Source organism: Aeromonas allosaccharophila (genome assembly GCF_016026615.1).
In the GTDB taxonomy this organism is placed as follows: Bacteria; Pseudomonadota; Gammaproteobacteria; order Enterobacterales; family Aeromonadaceae; genus Aeromonas; species Aeromonas allosaccharophila.
In genome coordinates this window covers 4,385,359-4,402,008 of the sequence record NZ_CP065745.1, presented here as the reverse complement: position 1 = coordinate 4,402,008, position 16,650 = coordinate 4,385,359, and the positions used below count along the sequence as shown (strand labels likewise).

At 58.6% G+C, this 16,650-nt stretch carries 16 protein-coding genes; 6 read left to right on the top strand and 10 right to left on the bottom strand.

What is annotated here, in order from left to right:
* Positions 1 to 255 precede the first annotated feature (255 nt).
* Positions 256 to 861 (bottom strand): TIGR04211 family SH3 domain-containing protein, encoded by a 606-nt coding sequence (locus I6G90_RS20260; RefSeq protein ID WP_042657265.1) that lies wholly within the window; start codon positions 859 to 861, stop codon positions 256 to 258.
* A gap of 146 nt (positions 862 to 1,007) precedes the next feature.
* Positions 1,008 to 1,760: a potassium channel family protein gene (locus I6G90_RS20255; protein WP_197928966.1), complete on the bottom strand. Its 753-nt coding sequence runs from the start codon at positions 1,758 to 1,760 to the stop codon at positions 1,008 to 1,010.
* Between the two features lie 100 nt (positions 1,761 to 1,860).
* Between I6G90_RS20255 and I6G90_RS20250 the strand changes: the two genes are divergently transcribed.
* From I6G90_RS20250 to I6G90_RS20235, 4 genes are all read left to right on the top strand, one after another.
* Positions 1,861 to 3,111 carry a methyl-accepting chemotaxis protein gene (locus I6G90_RS20250; protein WP_075113149.1) on the top strand — a complete coding sequence of 417 codons (1,251 nt, stop codon included), beginning with the start codon at positions 1,861 to 1,863 and terminating at the stop codon, positions 3,109 to 3,111.
* A gap of 391 nt (positions 3,112 to 3,502) precedes the next feature.
* On the top strand, positions 3,503 to 3,847 hold the full coding sequence (locus I6G90_RS20245; RefSeq protein ID WP_197931226.1) for a DUF2956 domain-containing protein: 345 nt from the start codon (positions 3,503 to 3,505) through the stop codon (positions 3,845 to 3,847).
* Positions 3,848 to 3,991: 144 nt separating this feature from the next.
* The gene (locus I6G90_RS20240) at positions 3,992 to 4,327 is read left to right on the top strand and encodes a hypothetical protein (protein ID WP_042060908.1); all 336 of its coding nucleotides are present in this window, start codon (positions 3,992 to 3,994) and stop codon (positions 4,325 to 4,327) included.
* 113 nt (positions 4,328 to 4,440) lie between these two features.
* Entirely contained in the window at positions 4,441 to 5,310 is an 870-nt protein-coding gene (locus I6G90_RS20235; RefSeq protein ID WP_197928964.1) for a tetratricopeptide repeat protein, read from the top strand.
* Positions 5,311 to 5,364: 54 nt separating this feature from the next.
* On the opposite strand, the gene I6G90_RS20230 is transcribed toward I6G90_RS20235, so the two are convergent.
* A complete protein-coding gene (locus I6G90_RS20230; protein ID WP_005348258.1) occupies positions 5,365 to 6,771 on the bottom strand; it encodes a sigma-54-dependent transcriptional regulator in 1,407 nt (468 codons plus the stop codon).
* 151 nt (positions 6,772 to 6,922) lie between these two features.
* A complete protein-coding gene (fkpA, locus tag I6G90_RS20225) occupies positions 6,923 to 7,726 on the bottom strand; it encodes an FKBP-type peptidyl-prolyl cis-trans isomerase (RefSeq protein ID WP_005335283.1) in 804 nt (267 codons plus the stop codon).
* Positions 7,727 to 7,844: 118 nt separating this feature from the next.
* Here fkpA and I6G90_RS20220 point away from each other — a divergent pair, with 118 nt between their 5' ends.
* On the top strand, positions 7,845 to 8,813 hold the full coding sequence (locus I6G90_RS20220; protein WP_197928962.1) for a WD40 repeat domain-containing protein: 969 nt from the start codon (positions 7,845 to 7,847) through the stop codon (positions 8,811 to 8,813).
* A 14-nt stretch (positions 8,814 to 8,827) separates the two neighbouring features.
* Positions 8,828 to 9,043: a SlyX family protein gene (locus I6G90_RS20215; RefSeq protein ID WP_005335285.1), complete on the top strand. Its 216-nt coding sequence runs from the start codon at positions 8,828 to 8,830 to the stop codon at positions 9,041 to 9,043.
* Between the two features lie 249 nt (positions 9,044 to 9,292).
* Here I6G90_RS20215 and I6G90_RS20210 read toward each other — a convergent pair whose 3' ends face one another.
* The 6 genes from I6G90_RS20210 to thiL all read right to left on the bottom strand — a co-directional run bounded on the left by I6G90_RS20210 (position 9,293) and on the right by thiL (position 16,600).
* Entirely contained in the window at positions 9,293 to 10,234 is a 942-nt protein-coding gene (locus I6G90_RS20210) for an ABC transporter permease (RefSeq protein WP_042656709.1), read from the bottom strand.
* Between the two features lie 3 nt (positions 10,235 to 10,237).
* The gene (locus I6G90_RS20205; protein WP_005343520.1) at positions 10,238 to 11,212 is read right to left on the bottom strand and encodes an ABC transporter permease; all 975 of its coding nucleotides are present in this window, start codon (positions 11,210 to 11,212) and stop codon (positions 10,238 to 10,240) included.
* A gap of 99 nt (positions 11,213 to 11,311) precedes the next feature.
* Complete coding sequence (locus tag I6G90_RS20200; protein ID WP_197928960.1) at positions 11,312 to 12,868, bottom strand: ABC transporter substrate-binding protein; 1,557 nt, start codon at positions 12,866 to 12,868, stop codon at positions 11,312 to 11,314.
* Between the two features lie 69 nt (positions 12,869 to 12,937).
* Positions 12,938 to 14,662: a dipeptide ABC transporter ATP-binding protein gene (locus I6G90_RS20195; protein WP_182969657.1), complete on the bottom strand. Its 1,725-nt coding sequence runs from the start codon at positions 14,660 to 14,662 to the stop codon at positions 12,938 to 12,940.
* Between the two features lie 487 nt (positions 14,663 to 15,149).
* Positions 15,150 to 15,644, bottom strand: coding sequence for a phosphatidylglycerophosphatase A family protein (locus I6G90_RS20190; RefSeq protein ID WP_197928958.1), 495 nt, complete (start codon positions 15,642 to 15,644; stop codon positions 15,150 to 15,152).
* On the bottom strand, positions 15,641 to 16,600 hold the full coding sequence (thiL, locus tag I6G90_RS20185; protein ID WP_111809186.1) for a thiamine-phosphate kinase: 960 nt from the start codon (positions 16,598 to 16,600) through the stop codon (positions 15,641 to 15,643). The genes I6G90_RS20190 and thiL overlap by 4 nt, the downstream gene beginning before the upstream one ends.
* Positions 16,601 to 16,650: the final 50 nt, after the last annotated feature.

Below are 16,650 nucleotides of genomic sequence, written 5' to 3'. Positions count from 1 at the left end.
GTATACAATGTTGCACCCTATATGAAATGAATTTGTTGCTACTCTTTAACAAAGATCGCTAATTCTGCGCCACGCCCCCTCTGCGAGCTGCCTTGCTGAGTATGAGGAGGGTCATCTGGCATCATTTTGTATACAATCCTGCCGCCATGCATTCCGCTTCCCGCCCCACCGCCAGCGGCAACCGGTGCGGTCGCAAACCGGGATAAAAAAGAAGGGCCGCCACGGCGACCCTTCGATTCGTTCAGACAACTATTGTCAGTTCATCCAGCGATCGCCGCGGCTGCGACGACGGGGCAGCATCGGCAGCAGGATGCCGAGCAGGATCCCCGCCCCCACCATGGCGCCACCACGAATAAACCAGTCCATCTGCATGTCATGTTCCTGGTTGTCATAGCTCTGGGTCAGGGCATCATTCTGCTCTTTGAGATTGCTCATCTCCTCCCCCTGGCTGGCCAGCTGGGCCTTGAGGGCGGCGATCTCCTTGCTCTGGGCCGCGATCTGGCCGTCCTTCTCGGTGAAGCGTTGCTCGTTGTCACCGTTGAGGTTCTGCAGCCGGGCTTTAAGCTCGTCCCGCTCCTTTTCCACCTGGGGCAGGCGCTCGCGCAGGCTGATCTCGCCCTGCAGCTCGCTGTTCTTGATCCACCCCTCGCGGCCACGACCGTCCACCACCTGGGTGAAACCGGCCTCGCTGTTTACCGCCTTTACCTCCAGCGGTTCACCAGCCTTGACGCTACCAAGGATCCGGTACTGGGTGCCCGGGCCATTGTGGATAAAGGTAAAGATGTTGTCGGAGACATAACGGGTATCGGCCAGTGCCTGGTTGGCACACAAGCAGATCAAAATCCCGAGAAGGGCGCGCATGGTCGATCGGTTCTCTTTTTCAGGTTTGGACAAGAGGTTGAATGTTAAGCCGCCTGCAGGTTAAAGGACAAGCAAAGAAAAAGCACCTCCCCCCGGATAAAGAGCGCAGAGTTGCGAGTCACCTCGCAACTTGCCCGCCCGCGGCCTCACTTGTTCTTCAGCTCCCGCACCTCGTTGCGCAGGGCGCGAACCTCCCTCAGCAACTCCTCCTGCTGATTGTTGTAGTGATGGCGCCACTTGTCGGTTTCGCCATCCCCTTTATGAGGTTGCAAAAACAGACTGGCCATAAAACCGCTCAGGGCACTGAACAGACCAACCCCGAACAGGATCAGCAAGCTGGCGACGAAACGCCCCTCCTCGGTTTGCGGCACTATGTCCCCATAGCCGATGGTGGACAGGGTCACCAGAGTCCACCAGAAAGCATCATAGGCATTGTGGATCTGACTGCCGGGCTTATCTCCCTCTATCCAGTAGATGAGGGCTGTCCCCACCCCGATCTGCAGAAAGAAGAGCAGCAGGATGCCTGCCAGCCGGGTCTCATTTCGTTCCTTGTTTACGATCGCCAGCAAGCTGGGATTGCTGCGCAGCAACTGGATCACCCGATAGAGCTGGATCAGCCGGGCCCAGCGCAGCTGTTCCACCATGGGTAGACTGCCCGGCAAATAGAACCAGTTCGCCTTGAAGAAAGCGCGCTTGTCACTGGCACAGAACCAGCCATAGAAGAAGTGGGAGAGGAAGATGTAGCAGATCAGACTGTCCAGGTCATAAAACAGGGCGAGTGTCTCGGTCGAAAAGAGACCATCACCCAACCAACGGAATCCCACCAGGGTCACCGAGACGATTGAGAGCAAAGCCATAAGCAGATCCATGGATCTCAGGCCAGAAGAGTGATTTCGCATACATTTTCCAACTTTAAGCACAGTACAAATTAATAAAAGAGAAGATAATGCCGATAGTCCTGAGGACAAAGGAAAAGCCGCAATTAAAAGGAGAGCAACAATGCAGTTGAACCTGCTGGAGAAACGGATGAGCAACATCCGCCTGGTACCCAAAGTGGTGCTGCTGATGGTGTTCAGTACCCTCCTGCTACTGACCAAACTCTGGTTTGACGCCAACAATCTGGAAGCGACCCTGCTCAGCGAAGGACTCGATCCAGCCAAGGCGGATGCCATCTCCAATCGCCTGCTCTGGACCGGTCTGATGGAGACCGCCATCATGGGACTGCTGTTCGTGATCCTGCTGCTCACCGGCTCCCGCCTGATGGTCAAACAGGTTCACTATCTGGTTGGCCTGCTGGATCGTTTCGCCAAACGGGATCTCAGCCACAAGGTGCTGCTCAAGTCCCGCGACGAATTCGGTGATATCGCCAAGGCGGTCTCCCACTCCCAGGATAACCTCAAAGAGGTGTTCGGCAACCAGCGCGCCGCCTGCAAGGAGCTCAACGACATCGCCTCCCAGGTGACCCTCTGCATGGAAGAGGCCAACGAAGCGATCAGCGAAGAGTTTGCCCAGATCGAACAACTGGCCAGCGCCATGAGCCAGATGGTCGGTGCTATTCGCGAAGTGGCCACCCATGCGGATCAGGCCTCCCACGCCACCGCAGAAACCAGCCGGCTGGCGGAAGAGGGAAGCCGCTGCGTCGCCGACACCGTCAGCACCATCGACACCCTCTCCGGTAACATCCAGCAATCTGCCACCGTGGTCAATCAGGTGGAGCAAGGCGTCGAGCGCATTGGATCTGTGGTAGACACCATTCGCGGTATCTCGGAGCAAACCAACCTGCTGGCACTGAACGCCGCCATCGAAGCGGCTCGCGCCGGTGAAGCGGGTCGCGGCTTTGCCGTGGTCGCCTCCGAAGTGCGCGAGCTGGCCAACCGGGCCCAGGCAGCCACCGTCGAGATCCAGAAGATGATCGAGCAACTGCAGGGCAATGCCGCTCAGGCCGCCGAACTGATGGCCCAGAGCGTTCGTCAGGCCGACAAAGGCGTGGAACAGGTGACCCAGGCAGGTACCCAGCTCGCCACCATAGTTCAGCGTGTACAAGGGGTGGCCGACATGAACCGCCACATCGCCGCCGCCTCCGAGCAGCAGAGCTCGGTCGCCGAAGAGATGCGCGGCAATCTGGAACAGGTCAAGCAGATCGCCGAAGGCTCCGTCGTGGTGCTACGCGAACTGCAAGAGGCCTCCGAGCTGGTCGAACAGCACAGCAAGGATCTCGACAGCCAGATCCACTCCTTCAAGCTCGCCTGACTGTTTTCGCGTCCCAATCTGGTTAGACTGGAAGGCTCCTTGAGGTTGTCTCTTATACAGAAATTCCTAGGTATCGCTTGGGTATTTCTGTGATGGTCAGCCTGACCCACAGCCCCGCAGGCTACGCTTGCAGGGCTGTTTCTTTATCTACTTCACGTAACAGGCCACAGTTTTATATTTATAAGCAGCCCAACACTACCGACCGGTTTCATTTGGTATTAAATCACAGCTGTAGTGATGGGGCGATTCACCCAACATCCGGCTTCCTGCTGATTTATCACAACTTTTGTTGAGCTTTCACTCACTTGTACCACCCGGTTCCAAGGAAACGCCACGCCGATCTGCCTTTATGGCATACTCCCCTGCCAGCAATGCCAGAGGAGATGATTTGATGGCCAAGTACGACAAGATTTCCCCCGAGACCCAGCAGGAGGCGATGAAAATTGCCCGCGCCAACCAAAAGCCGGGGCAGACCAAGGAGCAGACCCAGCTGATCGCGCAAGGGATCCAGAAAGGCATCGACGAATACAAGAAACTGATGAAGGCCCGGGCCCGCGAAGCGAGCCGCCAGAAAAAATTGCAGGCCAAAGCCAAGCAACCACAGGGGGAGCCGCAAACCGAAGAGCAAGACGATCAGCTCGAGCTGGTTGAAGTGAGCCATCAGCATCCCCTGCCCTGGATTTTGCTGGTGCTGAGCTGGCTGGGTTTCGCCGCCGCCTGGTTCTGGTTGCGCTAAGGCGCACAGAAGCAAACCTTTATCCGGGATCCTCTTCACAGCCCGGCCCCGGGCTGCTGGTGATTACCTGCGAAGAGTGATTAAATCCCGCGCCTCTTGCTTAAGACACCCGTTTTTTGACGATCAGTTTTCAGGAAAGATGTTATGAACCCCGCTCCGCTCTATCTGCTGGCCCCTTTTGTGCTGTTTCTTGTGACCATGCTGCTCTATCGCATCTCGCCGCTGCGGGCGGTCGCCGCCGGTGGGGTGCGCTGGTTTATCCTCCCCTCCTTCACCCTGTTTATTTTGCTGATCATCATCAACGGTGCCGCCGATCCCGCCCTGCGCAATCCGGCGTTCCACTGGCTGATGCCGGGGCTTGGCTTTGCCTTGAGCCTGTTTCCGGCCCTGCCCAAGGCGCTGGTGCCACGGCTCGCCATCAAGGAGGGTGCCTTTGCAGCGCTCGGTCTGATGCTGATGAGCCTGGCCATGGTCTACTGATCGGCTGACCACTGCCGTTAGCCTGACTCAAGGGGCGCTCTGTGACGGGGGCCCCTTGTACAAACAATGGCCTGCAGGCATCTTGGTGACAGGATAACCAGCAAGGAAGCCAAATGGACAATCCGCCCGATTTCATGGCGCTGTGGGATTATCAAGATCCCGCCGCCACCGCCCTGCGTTTTCACGCACTCCTTCCCGAAGCACGCGCTGCCGCCGACCTGCAACTCGAGCTGGAGTTGCTGACCCAGATAGCCCGCACCCATTCGCTGCAACGCCAGTTTGCCGAAGCCCACCAGCTGCTCGACGAGATAGCGCCGCGCCTCACCGATGCAACCCCCAGAGCGCGGATCCGAGCCCTGCTGGAGCGAGGCCGCACCTTTAACTCGGCGGGCGACAAGGCCAGTGCCAAAACCCTGTTTGAACAAGCCTGGCAGTGGGGGCTCAAGGAGAAAGAGACCTATCTCGCCATCGACGCCGCCCACATGATCGCCATCGCTGCGCCGCTGGAAGAGCAGAGCCGCTGGCATCAACTGGCGATGGAGCTAGCGGAACGCAGCAGTGACGAGAAGGTGCGTGGCTGGCTGGCCCCCCTTTACAACAATCAGGGCTGGACCCTGTTCGAACTGGGCCGCTTTGAGGAGGCGAAAATTCAGCAGCAGAAGTGTCTGGCCTGGCATCTGCAACATAACCAGCCGGCCAAGGCGTTTATCGCTCGCTGGAGTCTGGCTCGCCTGACCCGGGCCCAGGGTCAGCACCAGCAGGCGCTGGCAGAGCTGCACCAGCTCAAGGCCGATATGGCCGAGGCAGGCGAACCTGAGGATGGTTATCTGTTCGAGGAGCTGGGGGAGAATGCCTTGGTGCTGGACGATCCGCTGGCCGCGGAATACTTCTCCCGCGCCTGGTTTCTGCTGTCGCAAGACCGCTGGTTCAGCGCCAACGAGGGGGAGCGATTGGCCCGCCTCAAGCGTCTCGCCAAACTCTGATCCCCAAAATAGCAAGGGCGGCACGCTAGCCGCCCTTTCTGCTGGCAAGATGGTTCAGGCCCGATTGGACTCTTCCCACCCCTGCTTTTTACGGTAAATGGTGGAGGGGCTGATCTCGAGCAGCGCCGCCGCCTTGGGAATATTGCCGTCACAGCTGGCGATGGCCTGTTCAATCACCTCTTTTTCCACCAGCCAGAGCGGACGAATTGGCCCGTTGGCCACGCCAGTGGCGGCCGGAGCCGATGCCACCGCTGCCGCAATCGCAGCCGGCAGTTGGGGGCGAACCCCATTGAGCGGTGGTGGCAAAATATCCGGGCTCACCAGCTCCTTATCGTTGAGCACCACGATATTGCGCACCACGTTTTGCAGCTCGCGTACGTTGCCGGGCCAGGGGTAGTCGAGCAGCACTCGCGCCGCCTCGACATCGAAATCCTTGAAGCGTTTGTTCTCCTCCTTGGCATAGCTCTGCAGCAGGGTGCGCGCCAGCAGCAGGATATCCTCGCCCCGCTCCCGCAGCGGCGGCAGGGTGAGGGGAATGACGTGGAGCCGATAGTAGAGATCCTCGCGAAAACGGCCCGCTTTCACCTCGACCAGCGGATCCCGGTTGGTGGCGCAGATAAAGCGCACATCCACCGTCTCGAGCTTGCCGCTGCCGACCCGCTGCACTGTGCCGGTCTGGATAAAGCGCAGCAACTTGCTCTGCAGATCCAGGTCCATCTCGCAGATCTCGTCGAGAAACAGGGTACCGCCATCAGCCAGACTGGCCGCCCCCTTGCGATCCCCCTGGGCGCCGGTAAAAGAGCCCTTCACATGACCGAAGATCTCGCTCTCCATCAAATCGTGGGGAATGGCGGCGCAGTTGAGGGCAATAAAGGGCTGTTCACTGCGGGGGCTACACTGGTGAATCGCCTCGGCACACACCTCTTTGCCGGTGCCGCTCTCGCCAGTGATAAAGACGGTCGCCTTGCTGGGCGCTGCGCTCTCGATGATGCGATAAACCGCCTGCATCGACATGGAGGCACCGATAAAACCGAAGAAGGAGCTGCGCTCGAAGTTTTCCCGATAGTGGGCAACCAGCGAGCTCAACTGCTGGTGTTTCAAGGCATTGCGAACGGTGGCGCAGAGCCGCTTGCTGTCAAACGGTTTGGTCAGAAAATCGAAGGCACCGAGGCGCATCGCCTCCACCGCCACATCCACCGAGCCATGGGCGGTGATCACCACCACCGAGCAGGGCAACTGCTGTTCGGTGATCATCTGCAGAATATCCATACCGGACATATCCGGCAGCTCCAGATCCAGCAGCACCACGGGGGGAGGACTTGCCAGCAACTGCGCCAACGCCTGCTGACCACAATCGGCCAGCACCACCTCGTACCCCTCCTGGCGCAGGTACTGTTCATAGACCACCGCCAGACTTCGGGTATCTTCCACCAGCAGGACACGCGATTTATTTTCAGCCACTGGACTCATCCTTGTATTTGATTCTGCGATCTATTTTGCCTTATTTTCGCGCGCAAACCCAACGCCAAGACAGCTCTGTTATCCCGCGATTGCAGGGAATACACAAGTAAAAACGGCTCCTTAAGGAGCCGTTTTTCACTACAAGAAAAGATTACTTCTTGGCATCGTCTGCAGTCGGCTTCTCGATAGCCAGCAGCTCAACGTCAAACACCAGCACGGCGTTCGCCGGGATGGAGCCTGCACCGTGCTCGCCATAGGCCAGCTTGGACGGCAGGAAGAACTTGAACTTGGAGCCAACCGGCATCAGCTGAACACCTTCAGTCCAACCCGGGATAACCTGGTTGAGCGGGAAGGTAGCCGGCTCGCCGCGATCGACGGAGCTGTCGAACTTGGTGCCGTCGGTCAGGGTACCGGTGTAGTGAACCTTGACGATATCGGTAGATTTCGGCTTGGCGCCAGTGCCCATCTTCTCGACCACGTACTGCAGGCCGGATTCAGTGCTCTTCACACCCTCTTTCTTGGCGTTGGCAGCCAGGAACTCTTCGCCCTTCTTCAGATTCTCAACGGCGTCTTTCTCGGCCTTGGCCTTGGTCAGCTCGTTGATCTTGGCGTCGTAATCCTGCAGTACCTTCTGGATCTCTTCATCAGTCATCTTGGCTTCTTTGCCCAGACCGTCAGTCACCCCTTTCAGGATCACGGCGTTGTCCAGTTTGATGCCCAGTTCCTGCTGACGCTCCAGGGTATTGGCGATGTAACGACCCATGGAGAGGCCAATTGCGTAGCCAGATTGCTCTTCAAAGCTCTTGGCTTCGGCCTTGGTCGCCTCTGCCGGCTTGCTGGCTTCTGCCTTCACTTCGGCGGTATTGGCCGCAGCAGGCTTCTCGTCTTTTTGGCAAGCAGTCAGACCGACGGCAACCGCCGCCGCCAACAGGGACACCTTCAGAAATTTGTTCATCAGTTTCTCCAAACTCCAAATACCGCTCTCGGTTCCATCGTGAAATGAGAGGTTTATCGTGATAAGCGCCTTATACTAACGCCGTGATCGCAGGTAACAAAAGCGTGAGACCGCAAAAATGATAAAAAGTGCCATTTATCTGGTGAGCCTCTGTTTAATGCTCACCGGTTGCGAGCAGAGCTCCCAACCCAACCAGCAAATGACCCTCGCCAGCACGGGTCTGCTGACCGCAGATCTCTCCAGTGATGGCAAGCAGGCCATCGTCTCCAGCATCAGCCAGGGCATCATCGTCTGGGATCTGGAACAGAACCGTCAACGCTGGCGCTGGAAGCAATCCGACTCGGCGGATGATCTGGTATTCATTACCCGTTTTTCCGAAGGAAACAGCCATGCCGTCACCGCCACCCCCAGCACCTTTGCAACCTGGCGGCTGAGCGACGGGCTATCACAAGGCTACTACTCACTTCCTGAATCCAGGCTGAGGGACATCGCGCTCTCTGCCGACGGTCGTTATGTGCTGATCGGGCGGGAAGATGGCAAAGCTGAGTGGCTCGACACCCGAAGCGGCCGCCGCCTGCAGTTTCTGGGGCACACCGAACAGGTCAATACGGTGGATCTCTCCGCTAACGGCCGCTACGCCCTGACCGGCGGCAACGACTATAGCGCCTATCTGTGGGATACCCGTAGCGGGCAGGTAATTTGGCGCTTCAACCATGGTGGCCGGGTGATCATGGCCAGACTGGAGCCGAGCGGCCGCTACGCCTTCACCGCCGACAGCAGCCGGGCCAGCATCTGGGATCTGAAAACCGGCAAGGAGGTGAGTCAGCTGCAATATGATCACCGCTTCGAGGTCTACACCAGCGCCCGCTTTGCCAACGATGGCAAGTGGCTCATCACCGGCGCCCCTTCCCGTCAGCTCTCCCTGTGGCAAGTGAGCGATGGTGCCCTGCTGCAGAGCTGGCGCGTCTCGCCGCAACCCAAGGTGAAACCGCCCAGCGCAGTGGTCTACGGCGTCGCTTTGCGCGACAATAGCCACCTTGTCAGTGCCAGCTCCAGTGGTCTGGCCGAAATCTGGACAATCAAGTAAGGACCCGAAGGCCCATGAGTCAGCAACTTAACGATCGCATCGAAACCCTGGAAACCCGTCTCGCCTATGCGGAATACACCATAGAGCAGCTCAACGACGAGGTGACCACCCAGGGCCGTGAACTCGATCGACTCAAATACCAGATCCAGCTGCTGATCGACAAACTGCAAAGCGTACAACCCAGCCAGATTGCCAGCATGGCCGAAGAGACCCCGCCGCCGCACTATTGATGAGCGGCCTGCGATATTGAGCCACGGACCGACCCCCACCGGAATGTGCCTTTCCAGTCGCCTAGTCTGGCGACCAGTGTGAAGGGAGTGACACAGGCAAAGACATCACCCACTCAAACCGGTAGGCGCGCAATCAGCAAGGTGTCTGTTCAATACCAATAAAAATCCGAAACAGGCTGAACCGGTTTCGGATTTTTTTCATCAAAATGTCCTGACAGCTGCGACTCGGCGCCTCAGAATCAGCCTGCGTTAACCTTTGTAGATCTTGGGGTTAAACACATCCCGCAGCCAGTCACCGAGCAGGTTGATGACCAGCACCAGCACCACCAGACAGATGCCCGGGAAGGCGGTGATCCACCAGGAGCCGGAGAAGATGTAGTTGAAGCCGACGCTGATCAGCGAACCCAGTGACGGCTGATCAACCGGCATCCCCAGACCGAGGAAGGAAAGTGCCGCCTCGCTCATGATGGCGTTGGCCACCTGCACGGTGGAGATAACCAGGATCGGCGACAGGCAGTTGGGCAGAATGTGGCGGAACATGATGCGCGGGGCGCGGAACCCCATCACCTTGGCCGCTTCCACATACTCCTTCTTCTTCTCCGCCAGCACAGAGGCGCGCACGGTACGGGCGTACTGCGGCCACTCGGCGATACCGATGATCACCACCAGCATCATGATGGCGAACTTCGAGTAGAACTCGGATCCAAAGGTTGCCTGAAAGATGGCGGAGATGATGATCGCCACCATCATGGTGGAGAACGACAGCTGCACGTCGGCAAAGCGCATCAGCAGGTTGTCGATGCGACCACCGAAGTAACCGGCGATCAGACCGATGACGATGCCGAGTACCAGCTGCAGCGCCACCGCAAACAGGCCGATTGAGAGCGAAATGCGGGCGCCATAGAGGATGGTGCTCCAGATATCGCGCCCCTGGTTGTCGGTGCCAAGCCAGAAGCGCTCTTCGCCCCCTTCCAGCCAAGAGGGGGGCAGCTCGGCATCCATCAGGTCGAAGCTGGTCTGGTCATAGACGTTGTGCGGTGCCAGCCAGGGCGCCAGCAGCGCCGCCAGCACAAACACCACGAACACCGCAAAGCTGAACATGGCTACCTTGTCCCGCAGGAAGTAGTAGACGATGTCAGAGTTCTTGAATCGTGCCCAACGGCTTGGGCTTGCAGTTACAGCATTAGTCATCTGTTACCCCTTGGCGGTCAGGTTAACGGTCGGGTTAATCAACCCGTAGAGCAGGTCGACCAGGGTATTGGTCACCACGAAGATCAGTCCCACGAAGATGACGTAGGCGGTGATCAGCGGGGTATCGACCCGGTGGATCGCCTCAAGGAACAGGAAGCCGGTGCCCGGCCACTGGAACACGCTCTCGGTCAGAATGGTGTAGGCCACCATGGTGCCGATCTGCACCCCACCGACGGTAATGACCGGCAGCATGGTGTTCTTCAGGGCGTGCTGATAGTAGACCTTGTTGTTGTCCAGCCCCTTGGCGCGGGCGAATTTGACGTACTCGGAGGAGAGCTGCTCCAGCATCTCGGAGCGCACCAGCCGGATAAACAGCGGCAGCATGATGGAGGAGAGGGACACCGCGGGCAGGATCAGGTGCTTGATACCATCCCAGGTGAAGAAGCCCGACTCCCAGCCCAGCAGGTTACGGGTCTCGCCACGGCCATAGGCCGGCAGCCAGCCCAACTGGATCGAGAAGAGGTACATCAGCATGATGGCAGTCAAAAATACCGGGATCGAGATGCCGATACTGCTCCCCGCCATGATGATCTTGGTGGGAATGCTGCGCGGGCGGATCGCCGAATAGACACCGAGTGGAATGGAGACCACCACGATGATGAGCGCGGCAGCAAACACCAGCTCAAGGGTAGCCACCAGCTTGTCGAGGATCACCTCGAGAGCGGGTCGCTTGAAGAAATAGGAAGTGCCCAAATCCCCATGCACCGCATTTTTCAAAAAGCGGCTGTATTTGATGAGGAAGGGATCGTTAAGGCCCATCTTCTCGCGCAACTCGTGACGCTGGGCTTCGGAGACGGATTGTCCCACCAGCTCGCGCAACGGGTCACCCAGGTTGTCCTGGATGGAGAAGGCGACCAGGCTGATGACGAACATCACTATCACGGCCTGATAGAACCGTTTCAGCAGGAATGTAAACATGCTTGTCCTTCTACGTGGCCTGTGTCGTGGCACAGGCTTCTGTTAGTGGGCGGAGTGGCCAGCTGACCACCCCGCCCCGTCCTTCCTTGCGACGTTCTCTTACTTGCTGACCACCAGGTCACCCAGGTAAGGGAAGTTCATCACGTTGACCACCGGCTTGATGTCGACGTTTTTCTTGGCGCCATAGGCCAGATCTTCCCAGTGCAACGGCACATAGGCAGCATCTTCGATCAGCATGGCTTCGACCTTCTTCAGCATCTCGGCACGCTTGGCCGGATCGGTCTCGGCATTGGCATCCATCACCATCTTGTCAGCTTCGGCGTTGGCATAACCGGCGCAGTTGTACTGGCCCATACCGGTTTTGGCATCCTTGGTGAAGGTCAGGAACTCGAAGAAGTTCGCGGTATCTTCAGTGTCGGAGTGCCAGCCAATCAGCTGCATGTCCGCGGCGCACTTGTCAAACTCGGGCCAGTACTGGGCCACCGGCATGGTCTTCAGATCTACCTTGATGTTGATCTTGGCCAGCATCGCGGAGACCGCCTGGGCAATCTTGACGTCGTTGACGTAGCGGGCAGCCGGGGAGATGAAGGTCATCTTGAAGCCTTTCTCGTAACCGGCCTCTTTCATCAGCTCCTTGGCCTTCGCCAGATCATACTGGGGCACCAGCGCCTCGTTGTGACCGGCATAGCCTTTCGGGCTCAGCTGGCCAGCAGGGGTACCGAAGCCCTTGTTGATCTTCTCGACGATGCCCACCTGGTTGATGGCGTAGTTGATCGCCTGACGCACGCGCTTGTCTTTCAGCGCAGGGTTGGTGTTCTGGTTCAGCTCGATGATGATGGCGCGGGTACCGGACAGGGTCACCAGCTGGGAGTCCTTGCCATTCTTCACGCGCTCCAGATCGTTAGGTGCAACCGGATAGATCATGTCCACGTCGCCACCCAGCAGGGCTGCAACACGGGTCGCATCTTCCTTGATCGGCACCACGGTCAGGTTCTCGACGTTACCCTTGGAGGCTTTATCCCAGTAGTTGGCGTTGCGGGCATAGTCCAGCTTCACACCCTGCTCGCGGAACTTGACGGTGAACGGGCCAGTACCGGAGACATGAGTAGAGGCATAGGAGTCGCCGTTTTTGACGATCTCGGCCTTGTCTTTGCCTGCTTCGGTCTTGCCGGTATAGAACTTGGAGTCCATCGGGAAGATGTAGGTGACGGTCTGCAGCACCAGCGGGAACGGCTTGGCGGTGATCAGATCGACGGTGTAGTCATCCACCTTCTTCACTTCAGTGATGGGATCGAAGATCGCCTTGAAGTCGACGGAGGCTTTCAGGCGGTTGACGGTCCACACCACGTCGTCAGCGGTGAAGTCGTTGCCGGAGTGGAACTTGACCCCTTTGCGCAGGTGGAAGCGGACGGTCTTGTCATCGACACGCTCGAACTTCTCAGCCAGACGGGGCTCGAATTTCAGATCCTGGGTGTAACGCATCAGGGGATCGAATACCAGGTGCGACATCTCCAGGGTCTGACCGGAGAGCTGCTCCTGCGGATCCAGCGACGTGGCGTCAGAAGCAACGCCTACCTTGATATCAGCGGCTGAGACACTGAAGGCGAAACCGGCGGCAAACAGCGCCAGGGCAATCTTGGACAATCCTTTCTTCATCTTGTTCTCCATGCTTTTGGCTTTCTTATGACACTTTTTTGACAAGCAGACCGGCTAACCGGCCCAATCCTAGCTTGCGATTTCCAGCCCCTCGCGGGACATTCCCTTGAACTCCGGCATGAGGGAGATCAGCTTGCGGCTGTACTCATGCTCGGCATTGGTAAAGAGTTTCTCGGTCTCGGCCACTTCCACCAGATGGCCGTGCTGCATCACCCCGATGCGGTCGCACATCTGGCGGATCACCGGCAGATCGTGGCTGATAAACAGCATGGTGAGCTTGAGCTCCTGCTGCAGATCCTTGAGCAGGTTGAGGATCTGGGCCTGCACCGACACATCCAGCGCCGAGGTCGGCTCGTCACAGATGAGGAAGCGCGGGCGCGTGGCCAGGGCGCGGGCAATGGAGATGCGCTGGCGCTGACCGCCGGAGAACTCATGGGGATACTTGACCCCGGCACCGCGGCCAAGACCGACGTGATCCAGCAGATCGTTGACGATCCCCTCGATCTGGCTCTCGCTGCTCGCCAGTTGGTGGAAGCGGATCGGCTCGGCAATGATGTCGCGCACCTTCATCCGCGGGTTCATTGACGAATAGGGGTTCTGGAACACCATCTGCATCTGGCGGCGCAGTGGACGGCGCTCGCGCTCGCTCTTGAGGGCGGTGAGATCGATCCCCTCGAAGAAGATCTTGCCGGTATCAGGCGGATAGAGGCCGGTGATGGCGCGGGCAATGGTCGATTTGCCGGAGCCCGACTCCCCCACCAGACCGAAGGTCTCCCCTTCGAAGATCTCGAAGCTGATGTTGTTGCAGGCGCGCACATACTGGCGGCGGCTCGGGAAGATAGAGTCCTTGGTGACGAACCTCAGATCGACGTTCTCCACCCGCAGCAGCGCCCCTTCATAGGCACGCTCGTCCTGACTCTGGCCGAGCCAGTGGGTCTTGAGGTCGATATTGGTATCCGGCGCACTGGCATCCTCGATATAGGAGACCAGCGGGAAACGCACCAGCTTCACATCGGAGCGGGGAACCGCCGAGATGAGGCTGCGGGTATAGGGGTGATTGGGGCTGCCCAGCACCTGTTCAGTCAGGCCGAACTCCACCAGATCGCCGCGATACATCACCGCCACCTTGTCGGTAACGTTGGAGACCACCCCCATGTCGTGAGTCACCAGCATGCAGCCCACCTGACGCTCTTTGCAGAGGGCGCGGATAAGCTGGAGGATCTGATCCTGAATGGAGACGTCGAGGGCCGTGGTCGGCTCGTCGGCAATGATCAGCTCAGGATCGCACGACAAGGCGATGGCGATGACCACCCGCTGACGCATGCCGCCGGAGAACTGGTGCGGATACTGCTTGATGCGCAGCTCGGGCTGCGGAATACCCACCGCCCCCATCAGCTCCAGCGCCTTGGCAAAGGCCGCCTCGCGGGAGAGCTTGGTATTGGCCAGAATGGTCTCGACCAGCTGATGCTCAACGGTGAACAGCGGGTTGAGGGAGGTCATGGGATCCTGGAAGATGAACCCGATACGGGAGCCACGAATGGCCCGCATCTCGTTCTGGCTCTTGCCGGAGATGAGCTCGCCATTGAGATAGATATCGCCACGGGCAATGTGCCCCGGCGGGCTCAGCAGATCGATGACGGCGTTGCCGATGGTGGACTTGCCGGCGCCGGATTCACCGACCACCCCGACAATCTCACCCTTTTCGATAGAGAAAGAGAGATCCTTCACCGCGGCCAGCACCCCGTAGCGGGAGGGGTACTCGATCCGCAAGTTCTTTACTTCGAGCAAGGACATGTTTACCTCTGCGGGGGACATCCGTCCCAAATAATTCGTCCGTAAATCAGCCGCAGATGCCGGTTGTTACCTTGGGCAATATTTGCTCAATCCATGAGGCAGCGAAACCAGCGATCCGGGCGGGTTTTTTGCATTTTTTTGGAATAACCCGCGAGTAACTTAGACGGTTTGACCACGGGTGTAAATGATTGAGTTATACAATTCCGCAATGTTTTGTGCAGATAACCACCAATTAAGCAGCGTTAAATGATGATTTTCATCACACAAATGGCCGGTGCGTCCGTACATCTATTGGTATCATTACTTTAATTTCAACAACAACGCAACAAGCAGCATTTATCACTATTTCAAAAACGATCACGAGCCCCGAATGAGTAGTGAATATTTATGTGAAATGGATGATAAACGGCAGCATATGCCGATGAATGAAAATTAAGCAGATATAAATCGGGGGATGCCAGAACGGTCATCCCCCGGAAGGTGGCATTCAGGCGAGCCAGAACGCCAGTAATTGCATACAAAACAGGGCGAACAGGCCGGCGATCAGATCGTCCAGCATGATGCCGAATCCGCCGTGAATGCGGCGATCAAACCAGGAGATGGGCCAGGGCTTGAGCACATCAAACAGCCGGAACAGCGCGAAGCCCGCCAGCACCCACTCCCAACCGGCTGGCGCGGCGATCATGGTGACGCCAAAACCGATCACCTCGTCCCAGACGATGGCGCCGTGATCTGCCATGCCGATGGCATCGGTAGCGCTCTGGCAGATACGGATCCCCACCACAAAGCCCACCGCCAGCAAGGCGATGAACCAGTGGGTCGGCAGCCCGCTCACCAGCAGGTAGAGCGGAATGGCCGCCAACGTACCCATGGTGCCCGGCGCCTTGGGGCTGAGACCGGAACCAAACCCCACCGCCAAAAAATGAAGCGGATTTTTCAGATCCAGTCGTTTCAGCTCGGGTTTTATCGTGCACAGGCTCATGCGAAGTGATCCCACCCTTTCAGTTGCAACGCCACCGCTTGTTCGCCACGCAGGTAGTCGATACCCGGCTCGCCCGCCACGATGCGACCGATGCGGCTGAACTTGACCCCGCTGTGGGCCAGCGCCGTATCGAGCGCGCCGCGATGCTCTTCCGGCACGGTAAAGCAGAGCTCGTAGTCATCGCCACCGGCCAGCGCCAGTTGCCACGCCTCCTGCTCGCTCACCGCATCCTGCAGCACTGGCGAGAGCGGCAGCAGATCGAGATCGATCTGGGCCCGCACGCCGGACGCCTTGAGGATATGGCCGAGATCCGATGCCAACCCGTCGGAGAGATCCAGCGCACTGCCCGCCAGCCCGCGCAGCGCCTGTCCGGCCAGAATGCGGGGATGGGGGTGGTCGAGCCGTGGCAGCACCGCGGCCAGCTGGTTCTCGTTGAGGGTGCGTTTGCCCAGCAGGTGGGAAAGCGCCAGCGCGGCATCGCCCAGAGTGCCGGTGACATAGATGCCGTCACCGGCTTTGGCACCGCTGCGCATCAGGGCGCGCCCAGCCGGCACCGAGCCCTTCACCGAGATGGTGATGGAAAGCGGCCCGCGGGTCATATCCCCGCCCACCAGCGCGACGTTGTAATACTCGGCCAGCTCCAGAAATCCTTCGGCAAAACCGGCGACCCAGCCTTCGTTGATGGCAGGCAGGGTCAGCGCCAGCGACACCCAGCGCGGTTCGGCCCCCATGGCGGCGAGATCGGAGAGATTGACCGCCAGCGCCTTGTAGCCGAGATCCACCGGATCCATGTCGGGAAAGAAGTGTACGCCGCTCACCAGAGTGTCGGTGCTCACCGCCAGTTGGGTATCGGGGGGCAGGGTCAGCAGGGCACAGTCATCTCCAGGGCCCATCACCACGTCCTTGCGGGCGTGGGGGACCTTGAAGTACTTATCAATCAGCTCAAATTCACCCATACAGTAAAAAGCCAGCAATAAGCTGGCTCCTCTCTTAGATGCTGACGGAC